Consider the following 23,652-nt stretch of genomic DNA (forward strand, 5'->3'; position numbering starts at 1 on the left):
TTCTCAGTTTGTTCGGAAGTTCAAAACACAAAGGGGTTCACAGCATGCAGGTAATTGATTGGGATGCGATGTCTGCACCCTGGCTAAAGTCCGAGAGGGGCCTTGAGGCGGCGCACCAGACTGTTCTGGATGGCCTGATGCATCGTGCAGGACTTGAGACTGGTCAGAGGGTCCTTGACATCGGATGTGGGACAGGTGCCAGCCTTCTGGCTGCGGCTGAGGTTGTTGGAATGACCGGCCAAGTGACAGGCGTAGATATTGCCCCACCGTTGGCGGCTCGCGCACGAGATCGAGCCCCTGAAACGGTCGATGTCCTTGTAGGGGACGCGGGCACGCTCGAACATGACCGGGCGTTTGATGCGGCGATTTCACTGTTTGGCACGATGTTCTTCACGGATACTCCGGCAGCATTCGCAACTATCCGAAAAGCGTTGAAGCCCGGAGCCAAGTTCGTCTTCTCTGCATGGGGCTCTCCGCCACGAAACCCATGGTTTGGTATTCCGCGTTCTTCGGTAGAGGCACATGTTGGTGAACTTCCAAAACCCGACCCGACAGCGCCAGGTCCGTTTCGCTTCGCCGATGCACAGGCCATCGTCGAGGCACTTTCGTCTGTTGGCTGGGATGTGAGTGTTGACAGCGAAGCACTACTATTGCGGACGGGACAAGACTCAAATGGCCTGGCCGAGATGCACCTCAACATTGCTGAAGCGTTGATGCTGGCAAATCATGATCTGTCTCAGAACGACCGGGACGCAATCCGAGAGAACCTCCGAGTCGGCTTTAGTAATCACCAGGGCGAAGACGGTGTCCAAGTTCCTGCGGAGGTCCATTTCTTCACTGCGATCGCGGTCGACTGATCACCTTTCTTGCTGAGTCCTCAAGTTAACGGCGAAGCGCCCACCTTGATTTTGAGCTCCATGCTGCAGGCTGGGGGGATAGTGTCCAAAACTTGTGCTGGATGGTGGTGCTCACGTCATTGCTGCAACTCGGTTGATTTGGGCTCTCAGCCGCCGTTAGATCGGTCGCAGCATTTTGCCTGTCAGGTACCGCCACCGCCGTAAGGATCGGCCCAAACCTGCCGTTCACGCAAGCTCTCGACGCTGCAGCGCAGCTTCCCAGAAGCAGACATAGAGCTGCCAGTTCAGCGAAGGCGCTCTGGCGCGGCATCCGCAATCTCAGTTCGCCGCTGTCATTCCGACCATCATAAGATTTGTTGCAAATAAGACTCGAATTTGTGAGGGGTAGAATTGACTGAGTTCAGTTCAATTGCAGAATACGTGAATGTCGGTATGGTCGTGCCCATCGCTTTAGTACATTTCACCTTCGACGGGACTGTATTCCCTTAACTCGAAGGATATGAACGGCAGTGGGAAATAACAGTTTCCCACTTGCCGAAGCGATAACGCAGATAAGCGCGCACGCTCACTGGCCTAGGCCAAGCACAATGTGCCATATTTTCACCTCTTTAACTTACATCGAAAAACAGTTCGACACTCGTGGTTCACCTCGTGCGTTCCACATATCGGAGGCATTCGGTTCTAAGAGGATGTGCGATGGGCACCTGACACTAATATAAGTTCAGACTGTAGTCGGCAAGTAATTGCCTGATCAATTCGCGTTATTTGCTTTTCGTGCGTTTCTTGCACCCTGAGACGAAATCAGGACCCAAGCCGAGAAAGCCTTTTTGTCGACGTTGTTAGCCGTTCTCAAGCTGGTCACGCTAAGTCGCGCAATTTCGTACCAAGTCTCCGCATCGGCCTTGCTAAACCGAAGATTTGGATCGTAGTCAGCCTTGTGCCGATATTCCTGTAACTGTTGAAACGCATCTGCAAACTCGTGGATGCAAGCTGGAAATTCTACAGTGTTTGCTTGTTCGCATGCCTTCTTACAGATTCCATGGTTTAGACCACGGTAAACTTCCACCCATGCCTTGTTGGGCCGCTGACTTGGGGTTCTTCCGACCAAAGAGTTTGCACAAGTCCTAGCTAACGCATGAAACACAGCATAGTATGCTGAACTGATAGAACGGCGAATTTCGGATTGCGTCGGTCTTTTGGTCGTTGCCAACCGTTTCGCGACGGCAAGATGCCCGTCGGCAAGTTTAGCGTCAGGCATGCATGCCTGAGTTGATTTGTGGTGTAATCACCGGGAAGAATCCGGACCAATCAGAACCCAGAGCCTCGCGCACTTTTCCTGTCAAGCCAAAGTAACTTTTGGCCAACATTTCAGGGCGTTCTGTCGTTGTAATCAAGAGTTCGATCCGAATCTTGAGTTCATCTTGATCGACTTCGATTGAAGTCACTTCAATATTTGATGCATCATCAAGGTCAAATTTCGTCCGAATTACTGCTAAAATTTCGTCAGCCACAACCTTGTCCAACTTAGTTGGTGCAGTCATCACTTTCTCTCCCATTGGTAACGCCATGTTCATCCGACGTTTGTCGAAACACTATACACAGCTTTCGATGGTGTACACCGTATATGTAGGCTCATTGTGTCGCATTCAAGGCAAACGAGGGTAACGCGGAGTCAGATGTGATCACGAATTGGTTAAATTAGTATGAATGCTTTGCAATTTGGACTGGTTGACCAAACGTAACACAAAAGGCACAACAAACTCAGCATATCGCTAACAATTCCTGCCACCCCATACTCTATCCTGAGCAAAGTTGCTCAACTCAAAAATCATGATTTGTAAAATAAATCAAATAGATGGCCCCGTGGTTCAGCTGGATAGAGCAGCCTCCTCCTAAGCAAGGGCTTTGCCAGTGGTTTATAGATGACCGCTTGTCCCGTTCAACCGACTGGGTCTCGCAACTGCAGCGAAGGTCCCCAATCGGCCCTCTCAACCCTTTTCGCCCTTACTCTGTAGCACCGGCTCGCTGGGTGCAAACGCGCAAAGCACCCGTTGGAGCGTTAGTGTGTTGTTTTATTTTTATATTTCTTGGTAGCAGGAGCACGCAACTGACATTCCTGTCCGGCGGGTCGGCCGGCACTGACCTGACGCAAATCATCGGTTGGGGCGAACCGGCCCCCGACCTTGGGCCCGGTCCCGACCCAGACCCACAGCCCGGCAGCAACGATGACATCTTTATCATCGACAGCAGCTTTGTCAGAAACTGGACCGTGTCCCGCAGCAAGGTCGAAGACACAGACGGCGGCAACGACACTGATGCCCTTGATATCGCCTTCCTGTCGCGCGTCGATGGTGCGTTGACCTTGACGGAAGACTGGTTCGCTTGACGCGTTTGGCAGCAAGCCAAAGGACAAGAAACGCCTAAAAAAGCGTCACGAAAAGCCGGTATCGGGTTTTGTGTGAAACGCGTCAAAAGGGGTAATTGCCTCTGGACAAGTAGCTGTTAAATCCCGCACCTTGTACGCCATCAACAAAGTTGTCTGGGAGGACAGTAATGAATAAATTTTTGACAGCCGCCTGCGTGGCTGCATTCGCCTTGGCACCCGGTCTTGCGTCGGCTGCCTGTGACGACGGTGAAATCGTGATCAAGTTCAGCCACGTCACGAACACGGACAAACACCCCAAAGGTATCGCCGCCACGTTGCTAGAACAGCGCGTCAACGACGAGATGAACGGCACCGCCTGTATGGAGGTATTCCCCAACTCGACACTCTACACAGATGAAAAAGCGCTCGAAGCCCTGCTTGCCGGTGAAATCCAGTTGGCCGCACCGTCGCTGTCCCTGTTTGAACCCTTCACCAAGCAATTCCGCCTTTTCGATTTGCCCTTCATGTTCAAGGACATTGCCGCCGTTGACGCATTTCAGGCGTCCGAGACCGGGCAGGCCCTGAAGGATTCCATGCAGCGCCGTGGTTTGCAGGGCTTGCAGTTCTGGCACAACGGGATGAAGCAGATGTCGGCCAATGTGCCGCTGGTTGCACCGACTGACGCAAACGGCCTGAAATTCCGCGTACAGCCTTCCGATGTGCTGGTTGCCCAGATGGAAGCCATCGGTGGTGCGCCACAGAAAATGGCCTTTGCCGAAGTTTACGGCGCGTTGCAGCAGGGTGTTGTCGACGGGCAGGAAAACACGTGGTCCAACATCTTTGGCCGCAAGTTTTTCGAAGTACAGGACGGCGTGACCGAAACCAACCACGGCATCATCGACTATCTGGTCGTGACCAACGTGGACTGGCTTGAAGGTCTGGACGCCGATGTGCGCGACCAGTTCCTGACCATTCTGGAAGAAGTGACCACACTGCGGAACGCGGAATCCACAGCCGTGAACGAAGAAGCCAAGCAAAGCATTATTGCAGCTGGCGGCGTCGTGCGCACACTTGATGCGGACCAGCGTGCAGCATGGGTCGAAGCCATGAAACCCGTCTGGGCACAGTTCGAAGGCGACGTCGGCGCAGACAACATCGCAGCCGCACAATCGTTCAATAACTAAAGCAAAACGGGCCTCGCGGAAACGCGGGGCCCATTCCATGGGGGGGACGCGATGCATCACGACAGTTCATTCATAGATACGATCGAAGAAACACTGATCGCCGCAATCCTTGGCATCATGACATTGATCACCTTTGCCAATGTCGTCACCCGATATGTATTCAATTTCAATATCTTATGGGCGCTGGAAGTCACCGTTTTCCTGTTTGCCTGGCTTGTCATTCTGGGTGCATCCTATGCGTTGAAGAAAAGCGCCCATCTGGGTGTGGACGCGATTATCAACGCGGTTTCGCCTGCGGCCCGCCGGACACTTGGCCTGATGGCGGGCGCGTCTGTCCTGTTGTTCAGCACCATGATGCTCAAGGGCGCATGGGATTTCTGGGCCCCCTTCGGCGAGATGAAAGCAACATCCGGTCGCTGGTTCCCAACAGGTCTGGAAGACGTGCGCGGGCGCGGTTGGCTGGAAACGACATCGACCCCGATTCCCGATTTCATGCGCTTTCTTGAACCCATCTTCAACGAAGGCGAAAGCTACGACAAAATGCCACGGCTGGTCCCCTATCTGGTGTTGCCGCTTGGGATGGGGCTGATGTTCCTGCGCGCCTGTCAGGCAATGTGGAAGCTCTGGACCGGCGAAATCACCACTGTGATCGTCAGCCACGAGGCCGAAGAAGACGTCAAAGAAGCCGCAGCTACATTGAGCAGGAACTAAATCATGGAAATCGTACTGCTTTTTACGCTGGTCATCGGCTTTATGTTGATCGGCGTGCCGATATCGATGTCACTTGGCCTGTCATCCATCCTGTTCCTGCTGTGGTTCTCGGATGCATCGCTGGCATCGGTTGCCGCAACCCTGTTTGAAGCATTTGAGGGTCACTTTACCCTTCTTGCCATTCCCTTCTTTATTCTGGCGTCCAGTTTCATGTCGACCGGTGGCGTGGCCAAACGGATCATCCGTTTTTCCATCGCCTGTGTGGGCCATTTGCGCGGCGGTCTGGCCATCGCCGGCGTCTTTGCCTGCATGATGTTCGCCGCCTTGTCCGGGTCCAGCCCGGCCACTGTGGTCGCCATCGGGACAATCGTGATCGCCGCCATGACGCAGGCTGGCTATACCAAGGATTTCGCCGCTGGCGTGATCTGTAACGCAGGCACACTTGGCATTTTGATACCGCCTTCCATCGTCATGGTTGTCTATGCCGCTGCGGTCGAGGTGTCGGTCGGGCGCATGTTCCTTGCGGGCGTGATCCCCGGCTTGATGGCCGGTTTCATGCTCATGGTCGCGATCTATGTGATGGCGCGGGTCAAGAACATGCCTGCCGGTGACTTTGCGGGCTTTGGCGAGATTTTCGAAAGCTTCGCCGATGCCTTCTGGGGCTTGCTTCTGATCATCATCATCATGGTCGGCATCTACGGTATTCCCGGCATCACCGGGGCAATCTTTACCCCGACCGAGGCAGCCGCCGTGGCATCTATGTATGCCTTCTTTGTGGCCTGCTTTATCTACAAGGACATGGGCCCCCTGCGCCGTGGCGAAGAACGGCTGCGGTTCTATCAAAACCCCAAATCGATCATCACCGCCTTTTTCCACAAGGACACGCAGCGCACCCTGTTCGAAGCAGGCAAACTGACGATCACGTTGATGTTCGTGATCGCCAATGCGCTGATCCTCAAGCATGTCCTGACCGATGAACAGATTCCGCAAAAGCTGACGGCGATCCTTCTGGATGCGGGCTTTGGGCCGATCATGTTCCTCGTCATTGTGAACATTATCCTGCTGATCGGCGGCCAATTCATGGAGCCGTCCGGCCTGCTGGTGATTGTTGCGCCGCTGGTGTTTCCCATCGCGATCGAGTTGGGGATCGACCCCATTCATCTTGGGATCATCATGGTGGTCAACATGGAAATCGGGATGATCACGCCGCCTGTGGGGCTGAACCTGTTTGTGACCTCTGGTGTCGCAGGCATGCCGATGATGCGGGTGGTCAAGGCGTCGCTGCCTTTCCTTGCCGTGCTGTTCGTTTTCCTGATTATGGTGACATACATTCCCGCGATTTCGACAACCTTGCCGAATGCTGTCATGGGGCCGGAACTGATCATCGACTGACGGGGATTAATCCTCGATAAAGCCGGTGATCAGGTTTTCGCGCATCAACCGTTGCTGCAACGACCCGCGCGGAATGGCGATGGCTGACAGGTAGTCGGTCATCACGGCATCGCGCGTACGCACCAGTTTCACCGCCTCTTCAGGACTGATCGCGGCAAAGCGCAGAGTGCCCCCCGCTCGCAACTGACACAGCCGGTCCTGATCCACAGCAGCGACAACCGCGATTTTCGGATAGCCCCCCGTTGTGCCATGATCTGCCAGCAACACAGTAGGCACGCCATCACCCGCAACCTGTACTGAACCGCGCAAAATCGGCTCTGACGGGATACCAAGAGCGTCTTTCAATTCCAGCTTTGGCCCGGCAAGCCGCACACCCATCCGGTCGTAAGCATCTGTCAGCGCCCAGGTCTCGCCCAGAAACGCATCCAGCGCGCTTTGCTGAAAAAACTGGTCCTGCGGGCCCATAACGACACGCATCGGCCCGTCCGTCCGGTCAAATTCGGGGCGGGCAATATCGCCAATCCGTGCGTCCTCGACCCGCGGGTTTTGCACATCGAACATATCCCCTGTCCGCACGCGGCCACCGCCCAGCCCGGACAGGGCATGTGTTGCCGTATGGCCCAGCCATTGCGGCACATCGACGTCGCCTGCAAAAGCCAGATAAGCCCAACTGCCGGACGTGCCGGGACGAATAGTCAGCTTTTCACCCGGCTGCGCGGTAAACACGCTCCACGCCAGTCCCTGCTGCGCGCCAAAGTCACCGCCCGCGAGCGCAAGACTGATCGGCCCTTCCAGACACTCCAGCACCAAGCCGCCCATCGATACCTCAATCGTGGTGGCCCCGGCAGGATTGCCCAGCGCCGTGTTGGCGGCAGCAAATGACAACCTGTCCATCGGGCCAGAGCCGGGCACGCCAAAGCGCAGATGTCCGGTACGGCCTGCATCCTGAAAGCTGACATGCGGCCCTGCGAAGGTTATGCGGAACTTAGCCATTTGCGCGCACCGCCTTTTCATAGCTGTCGCGATCGATCCGCGTAAAACGCACCGGATCGCCCACATCAAACAAGAATGGCCTTGCAGGATCATCGCGCAGTATTTCGGTGGGCGACCGCCCGATAATCCACCAGCCCGTCGGCATCGTGACCGTCGAAACCAGACATTGCGCGCCAGCAATCAGCACACTGCCCTTGGGCACGTCACGCACAGGCGCCTGTTTGCGCGGCAGATGAAGGGCTTCGGGAACACCTGTCATATAGGCATAGCCCGGTGCAAACCCATACATGACCACATGCAATTCGCCAGCCAAATGGGCATCGATCACAGCTTCCTCGCTCAGTCCGGTCTGGTCGGCAACGGTGGCCAGATCAGGGGCAAGGTCGGCATCAAAACACACCTGCACCTCGCGCAATGTCCCTTCGGTTGAGCCGGCGACCTCGGTGCCCAGCAATGCCTGCACGGCGGCCTGCATCGCCGCATGATCGGTCACAAGCGGATCAAACACGACCATCAGGTTTACAAAGGCTGGCACAACCTCGACCAGACCATGGGGCGGATGTTGCGCCAGCACACGGTCAAGGCGCAGGACCGCATCATGCACCTGAGGGGTCATGCTATCGCCAAAAGCGACCAGCAACCCGTTGTCAGACACAGGCTTGAAGTCAGGAAATCCCATAATCAGATCTTTATAAACGGTTGCGGCGTGCGGCCCGCATCGCTTAGCCGCTGGCGAATTTCACCGGCCATTGCCACGGCGGCGGGTCCGTCGCCATGCACACAGATCGAATGTGCGTCCAGCTTGATCGGATCACCGTCGATGACAGGCATCAGGCCACAGTCAAGAAACGCCAACAGCCTGTCCGCGGCCTCACCTGCGTCATGGATCATCGCCTTGGGATGGCTGCGCGGCACCAACTGTCCAGACGACAGGTACCCCCGGTCCGCAAAGATTTCCGAATAGACCTTGGCCCCGCCCGCCTTGGCCACTTTTTCCAACTGCGTGCCGGAAATCGCAAGAATAGCAAGATCAGGGTCAATCGCGCGGATCGCATCGAAAATCGCCTGCGCAACCTGAGTATCAGCGGCGGCGAGGTTGGCAAGCGCCCCGTGCGGTTTCACATAGGCCACCTTCACCGGCACCAAGGCCGCCACGCCCATCAGCGCACCGATTTGCGCCGCCACCATGCGCCCGATTTCATCGGGGGCCATCGGGATCACGCGGCGACCGAACCCTTCGCGATCATTATAACCCGGATGCGCGCCCACAGTCACACCATGCGCTGCCGCAAGCGCCAGCGTCCGATACATTGTCTGCGGGTCGCTAGCATGGCCGCCGCAGGCGATATTTGCACTGGTCACGATCTGTAGCATGGCCGCATCATCACCCATGGGCCAAGGGCCAAACCCTTCGCCCAGATCGGAATTCAGATCAATCGCCATAAGTGCCCCCGGTGTTTTCCGAACGTCATGATAGAAACATTTTACAGGGATGGAAGCGGCTACACTGATTAACTGGCCATAAGAAGTCTTATAATGCGTCAGGATTGTTGCCGTGCCCGCCAGAGTGTGAAGAGCCCTGCGCTAACAACAATTGCGGCCCCGATGGCGACATTCGGCCGCAGCGTTTCACCCAGCAGGAAAATGCCGATGCCGCTGGCAAAGACCATTTGCAGATAGGCAAAGGGCTGGACTGCGCTTGCCTCGGCCACTTCGTAGCATTTGATCAGCAACCAGTGTCCGGCTGCACCAGTGATGCACAGCGTGATCATCCATCCCCAATCGGGGCCGGTCATTGGTTCCCAATACCAGATCCCGATTGCGGTCATGATCACCGCACCCGTTGTCCCGGTCCAAAAGAAGGATGTCGTCGCGCTGTCCCTGCGCGCCGCATAGCGCGTCAGCAGCCCGTAAAGCGCAAACATGAAGGCAGAGAGCAGGGGAATGACCGCCGCAGGCGCAAAAACGGTCGTGCCCGGTTGCAGGATCACCAGCACGCCAACAAAGCCGATCCCGATGGCGACCCAACGACGCCATCCGACCTTTTCACCAAGGATTGGCCCTGACAGGGCCGCAATCAGCAACGGGTAGCAGGCAAAGATCGCATGGCTTTCCACCAGCCCCAGCAGCACAAAGCCGCTGACCATGACACAGATTTCCAAGGCCAGCAGCGCGCCGCGCAGGATTTGCAATAGCGGCTGTTGGGTCGCTGCCGCCGCCGTGATCGACCCGCTCTGCCTTTTGGCGATGCTGATCACGAAGGCTGCGAAGAACCAATAGCGGATCATCACCACCATGATGACGTTATAATTGAGCGATAAATGCCGCGAAATCGCGTCCTGCACCGCAAAGACAATGGTTGTGGCGATCATCAGGATGATGCCGAGCCGGGTGTTATTCTGCATCGGGCATCCATGCGCGGGTCATGTGGCGTTTGCGGCCATAGCCTTTGGTGCGCTCGACTGTAAAACCCGCATCGGACAATGATTGCCGGACATGCCCGGCCGCACTATAGGTTGCGGCGGTGCCACCGGGCTTGGTGTGCTTTCCCACCTCGTACAGCAGATCAGATTCCCACAGTTTTGGGTTTTTTGCAGGTGAAAAACCGTCAAGATACCATGCATCAGCCTTGCTGCCCCAAGCAGGTACCGTGTCACGCGCATCCCCGATGATCACCTGCAAGACCGGCCCGTCAGGCAGAGCGATTGCGCCGGAATCAGGCGTCCACTCTGCCAGCAGTTTCGCCGCAAGAGGCGCGAGCGTGGGGAAGTGGCTAAGCGCGCTTTGCATGTCTTGCCCTGCCATCGGGAATGCCTCAAACGATGTAAACAGCAGTGGTCCGGGGCGGCCCGCGTCGATCCACGCTTGCCAAGTCACCAGAAAATTCAGCCCTGTGCCGAAACCAAGTTCGGCCACATGAAAACCGGGTGTGAACCGCGCTGGCAGGTCATTGCCGCCAAGGAACACATGCGTCGTCTCCGCCAGCCCATCGTCGAGCGAGAAGTACGGGTCGTCGAAGGCCCTTGCAATCGGCACTCCGTCCCGCCAGTCGAGTTTTGCTGTCTGGTCTGCCATGCGTCCATGCCCTAGATGTCAGCGCATCTTTGGGCGGAAGGGCGCGGAATGGCAACGGCTGATGTGACGGTAATGGGTGCGGGCATCTTCGGACTATCTGTCGCTTATGCTTGCGCGCGGCGTGGGGCCCGGGTGCGCGTGGTTGATCCTAATGGTGTCGCCTACGGTGCCAGCGGCGGACTTGTTGGTGCCCTTGCCCCCCACGTGCCCGAAAACTGGAATGAAAAGAAAGCGTTTCAATTCGACAGCCTGATCATGGCTGCGGAATTCTGGGCGGACGTCGAAACGTTGACAGGGCAAAAGGTCGGCTATGCCCGGTCCGGCCGGTTGCAGCCGCTTGCTGACGGTCGCGCCGTGGAACTGGCACGCGCCCGTGCCGTGACCGCGCAAGAGCTTTGGCAGGGCAAAGCACTGTGGGAGGTCCAGCCCGCAGGAGAGGCCGCATGGATGCCCCCGTCGCCAACCGGACTGGTGGTGCGCGATACGCTGTCAGCCCTGATCCACCCGCGCCGCGCAACGCAGGCGCTGGCACGAGCAGTCGTGGCGCTGGGTGGTGAGGTGACAAAAGATGCACGGCCCGAAGGTCAGGTCGTCTGGGCGACCGGGTGGCAAGGGATCGCCGCATTGGGCGGCGCAGGCGTAAAAGGGCAGGCAGCATTGCTCCGTTATGCTGCGGCGGGGCAACCACAACTCTTTGCCGATGCGCTGCACATCATTCCGCACGGGGATGGCACCGTCGCCGTCGGGTCCACCTCAGAGCGTGACTTTGATGATCCGCTGAGCACAGATGCCGGTTTGGACGATGTGCTGGCGCGGGCCGTGGCAGCCTTTCCTGTGCTGGCAAACGCACCTGTGATTGAACGCTGGGCCGGCGTGCGGCCCCGCAGCCGCAGCCGCGCGCCGTATCTGGGGCGGCATCCCGAGTTAGAGGGGCAGTTCGTGGCGAATGGTGGCTTCAAGATCGGGTTCGGAATGGCCCCCAAGGTAGGGCAGGTCATGGCTGATCTGCTGCTGGAAGGGCGTGATGTTATTCCAGACGGGTTCAAAGCGCTGGCAGGCTAAGAAGTGGTCCGATCACGCCATTCAAGGCGCGTTTGAAATAAGAGTACCCAACCAATTAAAAGTTACGATACCTTTGACCTCTTAGTGATTTGGTGATCCCGCAAACGACCTGTTGGCCGACTGCCTATCACAACCAGCTGATTTTTGATTGCACCGGGACGCGAAAACGCGGTCTACAATGTCGGGTCAATTGACCACTTTTGAGAAGTATACCAGCCTATCAACAGTCCAATGTTGTGTCCCGTTCCCATTGCGTCAAATGTTGACAATATTGGGTCCACTCGCGATGTCTCAGGTTCAGGAAGGCGGTCGAAAACTCGTTCCCTATGGCGCTGACAAGTGTCTTGTCCCGTTCGAATGCGCGTAATGCATCGAGCATATTGAGCGGCAGTTTCCTGGCCCCGCGCACCTTGTGGCCTTCGGTGTACATATCGATGTCCAGACGCTTACCGGCGTCCAGTTTCCGTTCGATCCCGTCAAGACCCGAGGCGAGCACCACTGCCTGCAAGAGATAGGGGTTGGCCGCGCCATCGGCGAGGCGCAGTTCCATCCGGCCGCCATCGGGGATGCGCACCATATGGGTGCGGTTGTTGCCGCCGTAGGTCACCGATTGCGGTGACCAGGTGGACCCCGATAGCGTCGTCGGCGCATTGATCCGCTTGTAGCTGTTCACTGTGGGATTTGTGATGGCGCACATGCCCTGCCCGTGCGCCATCAGCCCGCCGAGGAAGTGATAGGCCACATCAGACAGGCCCATTTCGTCATCTCCATCAAAGACGCAGGTTTTACCGTCCGTTGTCCAAAGCGAGTGGTGGACGTGGCAGCCGTTCCCGGTGAGATGGCTGAAGGGCTTCGGCATGAAAGTCGCACGCAGCCCGTGCTTTTCCGCGATCTCCTTGACCATAAACTTGAAAAAGGCGTGCTGGTCCGCAGTTTGCAGACAGGGGCCAAAGTCCCAGTTAATCTCGAACTGGCCATTCGCGTCTTCGTGGTCATTTTGGTATGGGCCCCAGCCAAGTGCGATCATGGTCGAGCAGATCTCGGCAATAACCTCATACCGCCGCATCAGGGCGGATTGGTCATAGCAAGGCTTTTCCTGCGTATCGCGCGCGTCGGAAATGTCAGAGCCATCAGGATTGATCAGATGGAACTCCGGCTCAACGCCGGATTGCAGCATAAAGCCCAAGTCAGCGGCTTTGCTAACGAGGTTCTTTAGCACGATGCGCGGGGCTTGTTCGACAGGCTTGCCGTCCATCCATGGATCGCCCGCGACCCAGGCGAGTTCTGGTTTCCAAGGCAGTTGAATGACACTGCCAGGGTCAGGCATCACCAACAAATCGGGGTCTGCCGGTGTCATGTCCAGCCATGCAGCAAAGCCTGCAAAGCCCGCGCCGCCTTTTTGTACACCCGCGATAGCTTCGGTCGGAACAAGCTTCGCCCGTTGCACGCCAAATAGGTCGGTGAAGTTACACAGGAAGAACTTGACGCCCCTCTCGGCGGCCCATGCGGCTAGGTCAGTCATCAGAAATCTCCCTTTCGTCCAGGTATCCAGTCGGTGCCCGCCAGTGGAACGCCTGCCATGGCGGCGGCTTCTATCGTCAAGGCGCAAAGGTCCTCGGGTTCAAGGTTGAGCACATGGTTCTTGCCGTTGGCGCGGGCGATGGTTTGCGCCTCCAGCGTCATAACCTTCAGGTAGTTCGCCAAGCGTCGGCCAGCCTGCAACGGGTCGAGCCTTGCAGCAAGGACAGGGTCTTGCGTGGTAATCCCGGCGGGGTCTTGACCCTCGTGCCAATCGTCATAGGCGCCGGCAGTGGTCCCAAGCTTTTGGTATTCTTCTTCAAGCGCAGGGTCATTGTCACCAAGGGCGATCAGCGCAGCAGACCCGATAGAAACCGCGTCCGCCCCAAGCGCCAGCGCTTTCGCCACGTCCGCTCCGGTACGCACCCCGCCAGAGACGACCAACTGCACTTCGCGGTGCATATCGAGGTCCTGCAGCGCCTGAACGGCGGGGCGGATGCAGGCCAAAGTCGGTTGACCGACGTGTTCGATAAACACGTCCTGCGTCGCTGCCGTGCCACCCTGCATCCCGTCAAGGACGACAACGTCAGCCCCGGCCTTCACCGCCAATGTCGTGTCAAAATATGGCCGTGCGCCGCCTACCTTGATAAAGATTGGTACCTTCCAGCCTGTGATCTCTCGTAATTCAAGGATCTTGATTTCCAAATCATCGGGCCCGGTCCAATCCGGGTGCCGACAGGCAGAGCGTTGGTCGATCCCTTTCGGCAAGTTCCGCATCTCGGCCACGCGGTCGCTGATCTTCTGGCCCAAGAGCATGCCGCCCCCGCCGGGTTTCGCACCTTGGCCCACGACGATCTCGATTGCGTCGGCCTTGCGCAGATCGTCGGGGTTCATCCCGTAGCGCGAGGGGAGGTATTGATAGACCAGCTTTTCGGAATGCCCGCGTTCCTCTGGTGTCATGCCGCCGTCGCCGGTGGTGGTCGAGGTGCCGGCGGCAGAGGCACCGCGCCCCAGTGCCTCTTTCGCCTGCCCGGACAAAGCGCCAAAGCTCATGCCCGCGATCGTGATCGGGATATCCAGCTCAATCGGGTTCTTTGCAAAGCGTGTGCCAAGGGTCACGCCCGTTCCGCATGCCTCGCGATAGCCTTCAAGGGGGTAGCGTGACATGGAGGCGCCAAGGAACAAAAGATCATCGAAATGTGGCACGCGTCGCTTTGATCCGCCGCCTCTGATGTCATAAATCCCGGTCGCGGCCGCCCGGCGGATGTAGGACGTCGTGTAATCGTCGAATGTCCACGGTTTGACCGGATGGGTCTTGGGTGTCTGATCCATCAATAAGCCCCCGCGTTGTCGATGTCGAAATTGTAAAGCTTTCTGGCAGATCCATAGCGGCGGAACTCTGATGGGTCTGCCTCGCTTTCGGCCTCTGCCAGCAGCGCGGCGAGCTTTTCGATATGCTCTGGCCGCATCTCCTTTTCGATGCAATCGGCCCCCAGCGATTTCACCGAGCCCCGCACAAAAAGCTGCGCTTCATAGATACTATCGCCAAGCGCATCACCCGCATCGCCGCAGACAACCAGCGTGCCGGATTGCGCCATGAACGCGCTCATATGGCCGATGTTGCGGTGCACAACGATGTCGATGCCCTTCATCGAAATCCCGCAGCGGCTGGAAGCATTGCCTTTGATCACCAGCAGCCCGCCATGCCCGGTCGCGCCCGCGTACTGGCTGGCGTCGCCTTCAACGACGACCTTGCCGGACATCATATTCTCGCAAACGCCGGGGCCGACAGAGCCCTTGACCCGAACCATCGCGCTTTTGTTCATGCCGGCGCAATAATAACCGGTAGAGCCTTTCACGGTGACCTCAATTCCAGCATCCAGCCCACAGGCGATGGCGTGCGCGCCCTTTGGATTGATGATCTCCCATGTGGTCTGGTTGGTCTGCGCGCCCTGCGATTGCAAGGTTGCGTTCACATCGCGCAGGGTGTCTTTCTCAAGATCAAGCGTTTGCATCAATGGCTCCAGAAATAGACGGTGGCGGGCTCGGGCTCCCAAACCTTGGCTGCGTCGATCCCCGGCAGGTTCACCAGCGCACGGTATTCAGACCCAAAGGCGACATATTGATCGGTTTCGGCAAGTACGGCAGGCTTGCAGGCAATCGGGTCGCGTAAGACGCCGAAGCCGTCCTTCGTGCCAACGACAAAGGTATAGAACCCGTCCAGGTCGTCCAGACCAGCCTCGAGCGCTTCGCCCAGATTATCACCCTGTTCCATCCGGTGGGTCAGATAGGCGGCGGCAACCTCTGTGTCATTCTGTGTCTGCACATGGGTGCCTTTACGGGCGAGGGCGCGGCGCAAGCGGTTGTGGTTCGAGAGGGAGCCGTTGTGCACAAGGCACTGATCCGCTCCGGTAGAAAACGGGTGCGCGCCCAAAGTCGTTACTGCGCTTTCCGTTGCCATGCGGGTGTGGCCTATGCCGTGACTGCCCGACAGATTGGGGATAGCAAAGCGGTCCGCGACGGTCTGCGGCATCCCGACCTCTTTGTAGATCTCGATCGCCTCGCCCCGCGACATGATCCGCAGGCCGGGATGATCGGCGGCAATCTTGGCCAGTACCGCTGCCACAATGTGACTGGGCATGCAGAGGATTGCATGGGTGTCGACCACTTGAATCTCAACGCCAAGTGCCTCGGCAAGACCCGCAAAGTCGGTGTTTGGATCGGCTGATTGAACTGTGATCTTGGTCCCCTCGCGATCGCGACGGTAGACGGCGATCCCGGCGCTGTCGGGGCCTCGGTCGGACATGGTGACAAGCATATCCGTCAACATCCCGCCCAGCCTTGGCTGCAGCGACTCATCCTTCAGGAACAATCCAACAATGCCGCACATATCGCCCCCGGAATTTGATTTTCTCGAAATTAGCCGGATGGTCGGAGATGTCGAGTGAATATCAACTGTGAAGAACCATTTATTCCCATTAGGAAATATTCGTCACCGATCATTCCTGCGAGTAACAGATAATCGACAGATACCGCGCTGGAAGCTTGGTCAACCGTTCCGGCCCGTGGGGTGCATCCGCATCAAAATAAAGGCTGTCACCGGGGCGCAGCACAAACGTCTCGGCCCCATGGCGGTAGGTCACTTCCCCTTCGAGCATATAAATGAACTCCATCCCGATGTGCTGGAAGGTTTCAAAGGTGTCGGATGTCTCGGTCAAAGTGATGAGATATGGCTCGACCAGTACAGAGCTCGATTGCGCACCAAGATGCCCCAAAAGCGTATAGTGATGCCCGGCGCGTGTGCCGGCACGCTCTGCCTCAACACCTTCCCCCGATTTGACATGCATCACCGGGCGATGTTCCTCAAAGCCTTGAAAGAGCGCGGTCAACGGCACGGAAAGCGTGTTTGAAATGACTTGCAGCATCGAGAGCGAAGGCGAAACCTGCCCGTTCTCGATCTTGGAAATCATCCCTTCACTCACGTCCATTTCGGATGCGAATTGCGCGATTGTCCAACCACGCTGCTTGCGCAGTACGCGTGTCTGGCGACCAATGGCCGCCTCCAATTGCTTTTCGCGAAACTGCGTCGTGTTGTGAGGGTCTTGTGAAAGCAGAGTTTTCATTGGTGCAGTATACCAAGACTGCACAGCACTGTCAGCCAGCCCATTCTTTATGCTCCTTCGGCTTCTGTTGCGCTTCCGGCGAATGCCAGTTGCTCCAGTAGCCAGGTCCGAAACTGCATCGCCTGCGCATTCCCTTCGTCAATCGACAGGTAATATCCTTCATTCCCGGGAATAGATGCGGGATGGGCGTGTTCAATCACCCCCGCTTCAACGGCATACTGTATCAGGAGTTCGCTCACCAACGCGACACCGTTGCCTTGTGAGGCGAGGTGCAGCGCCACTCCGTATGAATCGGCAAAGAGTTGCGGCTCGGGCACCTTCCCAATCTTGGCCGCCCATTCTTTCCAGCCGCTGGAGGTGCCTACGGCTTCGATGAGTGGCAGACTGTGCAGATCGCCGGCTACCGAAGGTGCCTTTACCGCGACCAAACGATTGGGGTTCAGTCGTTTGGCGTTCTTTCCGGCCTGCTTTTCTGATCCAAAGCGTATCTCTACATCTGCGCGGGCCGAGTTGAAGTCGTCGGGCCAGATCGCACTCAGGAACCGGATGCGAATATTGGGGTGTCTTTGCGTAAACGCGGCTAAGTTCGGGGCAATAACCCATTGGGTAACACTGATTGAAGCGGCGATGGTCAACAAGTTTGCGGCGGGGCCGGTATCAAAGGTGTCTGTTGCTGCGGATAAAATCCCTAATGCCGAGCCGACCTGAGGCAGCAATTTTCGCCCGTCATCCGTCAGTGACAACCCCCGCGCATGACGTGTGAACAAGGCCACACGGAGCCGTGTTTCCAATGCCTTGACATGTTGGCTCACTGCGGATTGCGTCAGCCCGATCTCATCTGCTGCGGCCGTGAAACTCAGATGCCGCGCTGCGGCTTCAAACGCACGGAACCAGGTCAGCGGGGGAAGTGATTTCTTCATGGGTCAAGTTAGCCAGTAATGTTTTTAATACCTAAGCCTACAAAACATTCGTTTGTCAAAAAAGCACTGTTCCTGAACAATCCCTCTCAGCGAGCAGGAGAGTGACATGCAGCCCGAGATCAGAAAGATCGTGACCTATGATGAACAGGTCTTCATCGAGGGGTTCAAAGCCACTGACCATCCTTGGCGGATGTTTGCCGTCGCGGCGGTCGTGAGAAACCCTTGGGCCGGGCGGTATGTTGATAATCTCAAGCCGGAAATTCAGGCCTATGGCCCTGTGCTGGGTGAGATGATGACAAATCGCATGATCGCTTTGGCAGGGAGTGGTGACGCGATTGAGGCCTATGGGAAGGCCGCCGTGGTCGGGCTGAATGGCGAGGTCGAACATGCCTCGGGCCTGATCCACACGTTGCGGTTCGGCAACTTCTATCGTGAAGCGGTCGGCGCGAAATCCTATCTGGTCTTCACCAATACGCGCGGCCCGGCCAATGCGCCCATCATGGTGCCCTTGATGGACAAGAACGATGCAGGCCGCCGTTCGCATTATTTGACCATTCAGTTTTCCATCCCGGATGCGCCGCGCGATGACGAAATCGTCGTGGTGCTTGGCGCCGCCACAAGCGGACGCCCGCATCACCGGATCGGAGACCGCTACCAAGACCTGAAGGACCTGGGCCATGACCTGGACAACCCGGCCGCGGTCTGACTTCGGCGCTCTGCGTGCGATCATAGCCGGAGATGGGCCAACCGTTCTGTTTATCCATGGTGTCGGCTTGCGGGCCGAGGCGTGGAATGCACAGATTGATGCGATGTCCGAACGGTTTCGAGTTGTTGCGGTGGACATGCCCGGCCACGGCGAAAGCCCCCCGCCCGGAGAGGATTTGAACCTGTCGGACTACACCGACGCTATCGCCCAAGGACTGGAGGCCCCAGCGTTGGTCATTGGCCATTCCATGGGTGCAATGATTGCGCTCGATATGGCCATGCGTCATCCTCATTTGGTGCGAGGCGTGGTCGCGATGAACGCAATTTTCCAACGGGACCATGCGGCTTCCAAGGCAGTACAAACCCGCGCGCGCAGCCTTGATGGGGTTACGGTGGCTGGCCCAAGCGGTCCTTTGACCCGATGGTTCGGGGACGCACCATCACCAGAACAAAGCGCGTGCCAGCGATGGCTGACAAGTGTTGATCCAGCAGGGTACCGCATGGCCTATACCGTGTTCGCCCATGAGAACGGACCCAGACCTTCCGCGTTGGCCGCGCTGACCTGCCCTGCCCTGTTCGTGACCGGGCAAGATGAGCCGAACTCGACCCCTGCCATGTCAAAAGCGATGGCCAATCTGGCTCCGAAAGGCCGCACGCAGATCATTGAGGGCGCTGCCCACATGATGCCAATGACCCATGTAGCGCAGGTGAACGCGGCTCTGTTGGATTTCGCCCAAGAGATCACGACATGAGTTTCCTTGAAACCCGCACCCGCAGCTTTGGCCTCTACCACGACGACACCCGGCGCGGCGACGCGCACTGCCTGACCGAAAGGACCTGACCCATGGAGTTTTCGCTTTTTGCGCATATGGAGCGCGTGACGCCTGACCAATCACACGAACAGCTGAACAATGAATTCATTGACCTGTGCAAAATGGCCGATGACGCAAGGATGCGTGCAGTGTGGACCGGCGAACACCACGGGATGGATTTCACCATCACGCCGAACCCGTTGCTTGCGCTGGTGAACTTGGCGAACCACACCAGCCACATCAAACTGGGCACGGGGACTGTGATTGCACCCTTCTGGCACCCGATCAAATTGGCGGGCGAAGCGGCCTCGGCTGACTTGATCACCAATGGGCGCATCGAGTTGGGCATCGCACGGGGTGCGTATTCCTACGAATATGAACGGCTTATGCCCGGCATGGACGCGTGGGAGGCCGGCCAGCGGATGCGTGAAATCGCGCCGCTGATCCCCAAGCTATGGGAAGGCGACTGCGCCCATGAGGGCACGTTCTTCCAGTTTCCCGCGACCACCTCGGCCCCAAAACCGATACAGGAGGGGGGGCCGCCTATCTGGATCGCCGCGCGCGACCCCAACAGCCATGAATTCGGCGTTCATAACGGATTCAACATACAGGTCACGCCACTCTGGCAGGGGATGGAGGAAATCGAAAGCCTCATGGACCGCTTCAACGCCGCCTGCGCCAGCTACGATGGCAAGCGCCCGAAGATCATGCTGCTGCATCACACTTATGTGGGCAAGGATGCAGCGGATGTGGAGCGCGCCGCCAAGGAACTGTCGCGATTCTACATTTATTTCGGCGCATGGTTCCAGAACAAGCGCCCGGTATCCCAGGGGTTGATCCAGGAACTCACCGAAGAAGAAATTGCTGCCAACACGATGATGACGCCCGAGAACATGAAGCGCGACCTGACCATCGGCACCGCGCAGGATGTCATCGACCAAATCAAACGCTATGAAGATCTGGGATATGATGAATACGCGTTCTGGATTGACAGCGGGATGAGCTTTGAACGCAAGCGCGAGTCTCTTGCGCGGTTCATCGATGACGTCATGCCAGCCTTTCAGTGAGAGATCAGATGGAACAGAAACCGCATTACCAGCTATTCATTGACGGCACGTGGGTCGACGGGGCCGAAGGCCAGATCATGGCGTCTGAAAATCCGGCCACGGGCGAGGACTGGGCGACATTCGCCTGCGCTGCGCCTGCGGATGTGGACCGTGCCATCGGTGCTGCGCGCCGCGCACTGGATGATCCTGCGTGGCGTGACATGACGCAGACCCAGCGGGGAAAGCTACTGTATCGCTTGGCCGATCTGATCGAAGAACATGCGCAAGGAATTGGCCGCGTGGAAACCATCGACAGCGGCAAGCTGTTGGCCGAAACCGCGACGCAATCGGCCTATGTGGGGGACTATTATCGGTATTACGCGGGTCTTGCGGACAAGATAGAAGGTGCTGTACTGCCCATCGACAAGCCGAACATGCATGTCTTTACCCGCCGCGAACCAATCGGCGTTGTCGTCGCCATCGTGCCGTGGAATGCACAGATGTTCCTGACGGCGACCAAGTTGGGCCCAGCGCTGGCGGCGGGCTGTTCGGTCGTGCTGAAAGCCTCCGAGGTGGCCCCTGCCCCAATGCTCGAATTCGCCCGGCTGATCGAGGCGGCAGGCTTTCCGCCCGGAGTGGTGTCTGTCATCACCGGGGATGCGGAAAACTGCGCCATCCCACTGACGCGCCATCCCGATGTAGACCGGATCGCCTTTACCGGCGGGCCCGAAACGGCGCGCCATGTTGTGCGAAATTCCGCAGAAAACTTTGCTGTCACCACGCTGGAACTGGGGGGGAAATCGCCCATTCTGGTGTTTGACGATGCCGATCTGGACGGTGCGGCCAATGGGCTGATCGCGGGGAATTTTGGTGCGTCCGGGCAAAGCTGTGTCGCGGGCAGTCGCGGTCTGATCCACAGCTCTGTCATCGAGGAATTGGCCGCACGGATCGAGGAAAAGATGAAAGACATCAAGATCGGTGATCCTCTGGCGGCGGACACACATATAGGCCCGCTTTGCACCGCCGCCCAGATCACCAAGATCGAAGCGACCTTGGACGCTGCCCGCGCGGGCGGCGCGCGCATCCGCTTTGGTGGTGCCAGAATTGACCGGCCTGGCAATTATATGGCCCCCACACTGGTGGAATGTCCGGACACCAGCATCGAAACGCTCAAGATCGAAATGTTCGGTCCGGTTATGTCCTTGCTGCCATTCGACACCGAAGAAGAAGCTATCGCCATGGCCAACGCGACACCGTTCGGGCTCGGTTCCGGAGTATTCACCCAAAACGTGGCCCGAGCCCATCGCGTATCCGCGCGGCTGAAGGCGGGGATTTGCTGGGTCAACACCTATCGCGCCGTGTCCCCGATTGCGCCTTTTGGCGGCTTTGACCAATCCGGATACGGGCGCGAGGCCGGAATGGACGCAGTGCTCGACTACACGCGGACCAAAACAACCTGGATCAGCACATCTGACACACCTATGGCCAATCCATTTGTCATGCGTTGATTGCAGTCCTGCCCGAATGCTGAACGCCTCAACAGTTGCTACGCCTTCGGCGCCCGGTCGGTAGGGACGTTTACTTTCCTTCAAAGTCCCAAGGACTGGAAGAAAGGCGGCCAGCGTGAAGCAATTGTGGTGCGATGGGTGCAATATTTTCAGCGCATGGCGAGCGTCGTGTGATCAGAGACAGGAAGTTGAATTTATACGGTGGTTCAGAAGGATCACCTGAATGCCCGGATCACTCTGCGCGCCGCTGCTTCGACCGGATCGTGAGTTTCCCTCAGGATCGTGACCCGGTCGAACCGGTCCGGGTCGGCATTCACTGCCTCGCGCAGGGCGGCGCCGAATGCCATGCGCAGTTCCGTGCCGATGTTGAACTTGCAAATCGCCGTATTGCGGGACAAGCGCTTGCGTTGCTCTATCGGCACGCCCGAGCCGCCATGGATCACCAAAGGCAGGTCGGTCACCGCCTCGATTGCGGCAATACGGGCCTCGTCCAGACCACCTTCCTTGTCCTGCTGCAAATGCACATTGCCCACAGATATGGCCATGGCATCTACGCCACTTTCGCGGGCAAAAACCGCGGCCTCTTCCGGATCGGTCCCATCTGATCCTTCACCGCCTGAATAGCCGACGAACCCGATCTCGCCCTCGCACGAAATGCCCGCCCCATGGGCCATTTCCGCAATGCGGGCGGTTTCGTCGATGTTCTGGCTCAGCGGCTTGCGCGAGCCATCATACATCAGCGAGGTAAAACCACTTTCCAGAGCGATCCTGCATTCGTCAAACGTATAGCCGTGGTCGAGATGGGCAACGACAGGCACCGACGCGCCTTCGGCCAGATGCCGAAACATCTTGCCCAAGATCGGCAGCGGCGTGTGTTGCCGGCAGGACGGGCCAGCTTGCAGTATCACCGGCGCGCCTTCGGCCTCGGCCGCAGCCACGTAGGCGCGCATGTCTTCCCAACCCAGCGTCACGAGCCCGCCAACGGCGTAACCCTGCGCAAGGGCCGGTTTCAGAACGTCTGACAGTGTGGCGAGCGTCATTTGAACTTCGCGATCATATCCTTGATGCCCGGGATCGTTTCGATCTGATAGGCATGGGTCGGCTGGAAATATTGTACCAGGCTGCGTTGGGTCAGACCGCCAAGGATGGTGAAATAATACATCTCGTACCCCGGCAGTACGGCGCAAGGATGATAGCCGTTGTCGATACAGATCGTCGATCCGTCGACGATGTGATAGGCATCACCCGGTTTGTTGTCCTCGCGTTGCAGCATCTGCACCCCCGAACCCCAGTTCGGCTTGAAGCGGAAATTGTAGGTCTCGTCATGCCGGGTTTCGTCCGGAAGTCGATTGGTGTCGTGCTTGTGCGACGGGAACCCGGACCAGCCGCCCTGCCCGACGGTGAACAGCTCACTCACCAGCAGGCGCCCCACTTTGTCATGCTGTTTCTGCCCGAGGATATGCTTGATCTTGCGGTGGGTCTTGGTGTCGTCGGAGCCGTATTGCACAAGGTCATGTTGTCGTACGTCAAATGGGTCCAGCACCTTGTCATATCTGGCTCCGGCGACAAATGTCTCGGTCGCGTCGGAAACGCAGACAATCGTGACCTTGGCCCCGACGGGAATATACACCCCTTCAGGTTCGCCATCCCAGACATCTTCGCCCCGGTTTCCTAGTGCGGCGAAAGAGACGCCCTCAACCTCCACATCGACGCTCCCGGTGGCGGGAACAATGCAGGTCTCGTATCCGGGAACCTGATATTCAAAGGCCTCGCCCCGCTTGAGCTTGACAATGTTGAAGTAGTTCAACGGCACCGTCGGGTCTTCGGCATCAACGATGGGTTTGTTCTGGTTATCAAAGGGGGCAATATGCATTTCGGGTC

24 protein-coding genes are annotated in these 23,652 nt (G+C 57.7%); 10 read left to right on the top strand and 14 right to left on the bottom strand.

From position 1 onward, the window contains the following. Positions 1–44: 44 nt before the first annotated feature. Complete coding sequence (locus C8N45_RS12945; protein ID WP_168769476.1) at positions 45–857, top strand: class I SAM-dependent methyltransferase; 813 nt, start codon at positions 45–47, stop codon at positions 855–857. Between the two features lie 1,250 nt (positions 858–2,107). On the opposite strand, the gene C8N45_RS12960 is transcribed toward C8N45_RS12945, so the two are convergent. Further along, the gene (locus C8N45_RS12960) at positions 2,108–2,413 is read right to left on the bottom strand and encodes a hypothetical protein (RefSeq protein WP_108386672.1); all 306 of its coding nucleotides are present in this window, start codon (positions 2,411–2,413) and stop codon (positions 2,108–2,110) included. Between the two features lie 506 nt (positions 2,414–2,919). On the opposite strand from C8N45_RS12960, the gene C8N45_RS12965 reads away from it, so the two are divergent. From C8N45_RS12965 to C8N45_RS12980, 4 genes are all read left to right on the top strand, one after another. Then, positions 2,920–3,243, top strand: coding sequence for a hypothetical protein (locus C8N45_RS12965; RefSeq protein WP_108386673.1), 324 nt, complete (start codon positions 2,920–2,922; stop codon positions 3,241–3,243). 167 nt (positions 3,244–3,410) lie between these two features. Continuing rightward, complete coding sequence (locus C8N45_RS12970; RefSeq protein ID WP_108386674.1) at positions 3,411–4,406, top strand: DctP family TRAP transporter solute-binding subunit; 996 nt, start codon at positions 3,411–3,413, stop codon at positions 4,404–4,406. A gap of 51 nt (positions 4,407–4,457) precedes the next feature. Continuing rightward, positions 4,458–5,117 carry a TRAP transporter small permease gene (locus tag C8N45_RS12975; RefSeq protein WP_108386675.1) on the top strand — a complete coding sequence of 220 codons (660 nt, stop codon included), beginning with the start codon at positions 4,458–4,460 and terminating at the stop codon, positions 5,115–5,117. Positions 5,118–5,120: 3 nt separating this feature from the next. Beyond that, the gene (locus C8N45_RS12980) at positions 5,121–6,509 is read left to right on the top strand and encodes a TRAP transporter large permease (RefSeq protein WP_108386676.1); all 1,389 of its coding nucleotides are present in this window, start codon (positions 5,121–5,123) and stop codon (positions 6,507–6,509) included. Positions 6,510–6,515: 6 nt separating this feature from the next. On the opposite strand, the gene C8N45_RS12985 is transcribed toward C8N45_RS12980, so the two are convergent. From C8N45_RS12985 to mnmC2, 5 genes are all read right to left on the bottom strand, one after another. After that, the gene (locus C8N45_RS12985) at positions 6,516–7,502 is read right to left on the bottom strand and encodes a 5-oxoprolinase subunit C family protein (protein WP_108386677.1); all 987 of its coding nucleotides are present in this window, start codon (positions 7,500–7,502) and stop codon (positions 6,516–6,518) included. Beyond that, positions 7,495–8,181 (bottom strand): 5-oxoprolinase subunit B family protein, encoded by a 687-nt coding sequence (locus tag C8N45_RS12990; protein WP_108386678.1) that lies wholly within the window; start codon positions 8,179–8,181, stop codon positions 7,495–7,497. The genes C8N45_RS12985 and C8N45_RS12990 overlap by 8 nt, the downstream gene beginning before the upstream one ends. Before the next feature lie 2 nt (positions 8,182–8,183). Then, positions 8,184–8,945, bottom strand: a complete 762-nt coding sequence (locus C8N45_RS12995; protein ID WP_108386679.1) for a LamB/YcsF family protein — start codon at positions 8,943–8,945, stop codon at positions 8,184–8,186. A gap of 98 nt (positions 8,946–9,043) precedes the next feature. Further along, complete coding sequence (locus tag C8N45_RS13000) at positions 9,044–9,907, bottom strand: DMT family transporter (RefSeq protein ID WP_108386680.1); 864 nt, start codon at positions 9,905–9,907, stop codon at positions 9,044–9,046. Then, positions 9,897–10,577 (bottom strand): tRNA (5-methylaminomethyl-2-thiouridine)(34)-methyltransferase MnmC2, encoded by a 681-nt coding sequence (mnmC2, locus tag C8N45_RS13005; RefSeq protein ID WP_108386681.1) that lies wholly within the window; start codon positions 10,575–10,577, stop codon positions 9,897–9,899. The genes C8N45_RS13000 and mnmC2 overlap by 11 nt, the downstream gene beginning before the upstream one ends. Positions 10,578–10,625: 48 nt before the next feature. Here mnmC2 and C8N45_RS13010 point away from each other — a divergent pair, with 48 nt between their 5' ends. Then, on the top strand, positions 10,626–11,639 hold the full coding sequence (locus C8N45_RS13010; protein WP_108386775.1) for an NAD(P)/FAD-dependent oxidoreductase: 1,014 nt from the start codon (positions 10,626–10,628) through the stop codon (positions 11,637–11,639). Between the two features lie 220 nt (positions 11,640–11,859). Here the strand turns inward: C8N45_RS13010 and glnT are convergent, their stop codons facing one another. The 6 genes from glnT to C8N45_RS13040 form a co-directional block, all read right to left on the bottom strand. Further along, positions 11,860–13,164 carry a type III glutamate--ammonia ligase gene (gene glnT, locus C8N45_RS13015; protein ID WP_108386776.1) on the bottom strand — a complete coding sequence of 435 codons (1,305 nt, stop codon included), beginning with the start codon at positions 13,162–13,164 and terminating at the stop codon, positions 11,860–11,862. After that, a complete protein-coding gene (locus tag C8N45_RS13020; protein ID WP_108386682.1) occupies positions 13,161–14,489 on the bottom strand; it encodes an FMN-binding glutamate synthase family protein in 1,329 nt (442 codons plus the stop codon). The genes glnT and C8N45_RS13020 overlap by 4 nt, the downstream gene beginning before the upstream one ends. Then, complete coding sequence (locus C8N45_RS13025) at positions 14,489–15,172, bottom strand: GltB/FmdC/FwdC-like GXGXG domain-containing protein (RefSeq protein ID WP_108386683.1); 684 nt, start codon at positions 15,170–15,172, stop codon at positions 14,489–14,491. Before C8N45_RS13025 ends, C8N45_RS13020 begins: the two co-directional genes overlap by 1 nt. After that, the gene (locus C8N45_RS13030) at positions 15,172–16,047 is read right to left on the bottom strand and encodes a class II glutamine amidotransferase (RefSeq protein ID WP_108386684.1); all 876 of its coding nucleotides are present in this window, start codon (positions 16,045–16,047) and stop codon (positions 15,172–15,174) included. Before C8N45_RS13030 ends, C8N45_RS13025 begins: the two co-directional genes overlap by 1 nt. Before the next feature lie 109 nt (positions 16,048–16,156). Next, positions 16,157–16,780: a helix-turn-helix domain-containing protein gene (locus C8N45_RS13035; protein ID WP_108386685.1), complete on the bottom strand. Its 624-nt coding sequence runs from the start codon at positions 16,778–16,780 to the stop codon at positions 16,157–16,159. 47 nt (positions 16,781–16,827) lie between these two features. Further along, positions 16,828–17,700 carry a LysR family transcriptional regulator gene (locus tag C8N45_RS13040; protein WP_108386686.1) on the bottom strand — a complete coding sequence of 291 codons (873 nt, stop codon included), beginning with the start codon at positions 17,698–17,700 and terminating at the stop codon, positions 16,828–16,830. A 106-nt stretch (positions 17,701–17,806) separates the two neighbouring features. Between C8N45_RS13040 and C8N45_RS13045 the strand changes: the two genes are divergently transcribed. The 4 genes from C8N45_RS13045 (at position 17,807) to C8N45_RS13060 (ending at position 21,771) form a co-directional block, all read left to right on the top strand. After that, complete coding sequence (locus C8N45_RS13045) at positions 17,807–18,406, top strand: amino acid synthesis family protein (protein WP_108386687.1); 600 nt, start codon at positions 17,807–17,809, stop codon at positions 18,404–18,406. Beyond that, positions 18,378–19,157, top strand: coding sequence for an alpha/beta fold hydrolase (locus C8N45_RS13050; protein WP_108386688.1), 780 nt, complete (start codon positions 18,378–18,380; stop codon positions 19,155–19,157). Before C8N45_RS13045 ends, C8N45_RS13050 begins: the two co-directional genes overlap by 29 nt. A gap of 92 nt (positions 19,158–19,249) precedes the next feature. Next, positions 19,250–20,284 carry an LLM class flavin-dependent oxidoreductase gene (locus tag C8N45_RS13055; RefSeq protein ID WP_108386689.1) on the top strand — a complete coding sequence of 345 codons (1,035 nt, stop codon included), beginning with the start codon at positions 19,250–19,252 and terminating at the stop codon, positions 20,282–20,284. An 8-nt stretch (positions 20,285–20,292) separates the two neighbouring features. Beyond that, positions 20,293–21,771 carry an aldehyde dehydrogenase gene (locus C8N45_RS13060; protein ID WP_108386690.1) on the top strand — a complete coding sequence of 493 codons (1,479 nt, stop codon included), beginning with the start codon at positions 20,293–20,295 and terminating at the stop codon, positions 21,769–21,771. Between the two features lie 215 nt (positions 21,772–21,986). On the opposite strand, the gene C8N45_RS13065 is transcribed toward C8N45_RS13060, so the two are convergent. Then, on the bottom strand, positions 21,987–22,811 hold the full coding sequence (locus tag C8N45_RS13065; protein ID WP_108386691.1) for a class II fructose-bisphosphate aldolase: 825 nt from the start codon (positions 22,809–22,811) through the stop codon (positions 21,987–21,989). Continuing rightward, entirely contained in the window at positions 22,808–23,644 is an 837-nt protein-coding gene (locus C8N45_RS13070) for a 5-deoxy-glucuronate isomerase (RefSeq protein ID WP_108386692.1), read from the bottom strand. Before C8N45_RS13070 ends, C8N45_RS13065 begins: the two co-directional genes overlap by 4 nt. Positions 23,645–23,652: the final 8 nt, after the last annotated feature.

Origin of the sequence: Yoonia sediminilitoris, assembly GCF_003058085.1 — a bacterium.
GTDB classification, from domain to species: Bacteria; Pseudomonadota; Alphaproteobacteria; order Rhodobacterales; family Rhodobacteraceae; genus Yoonia; species Yoonia sediminilitoris.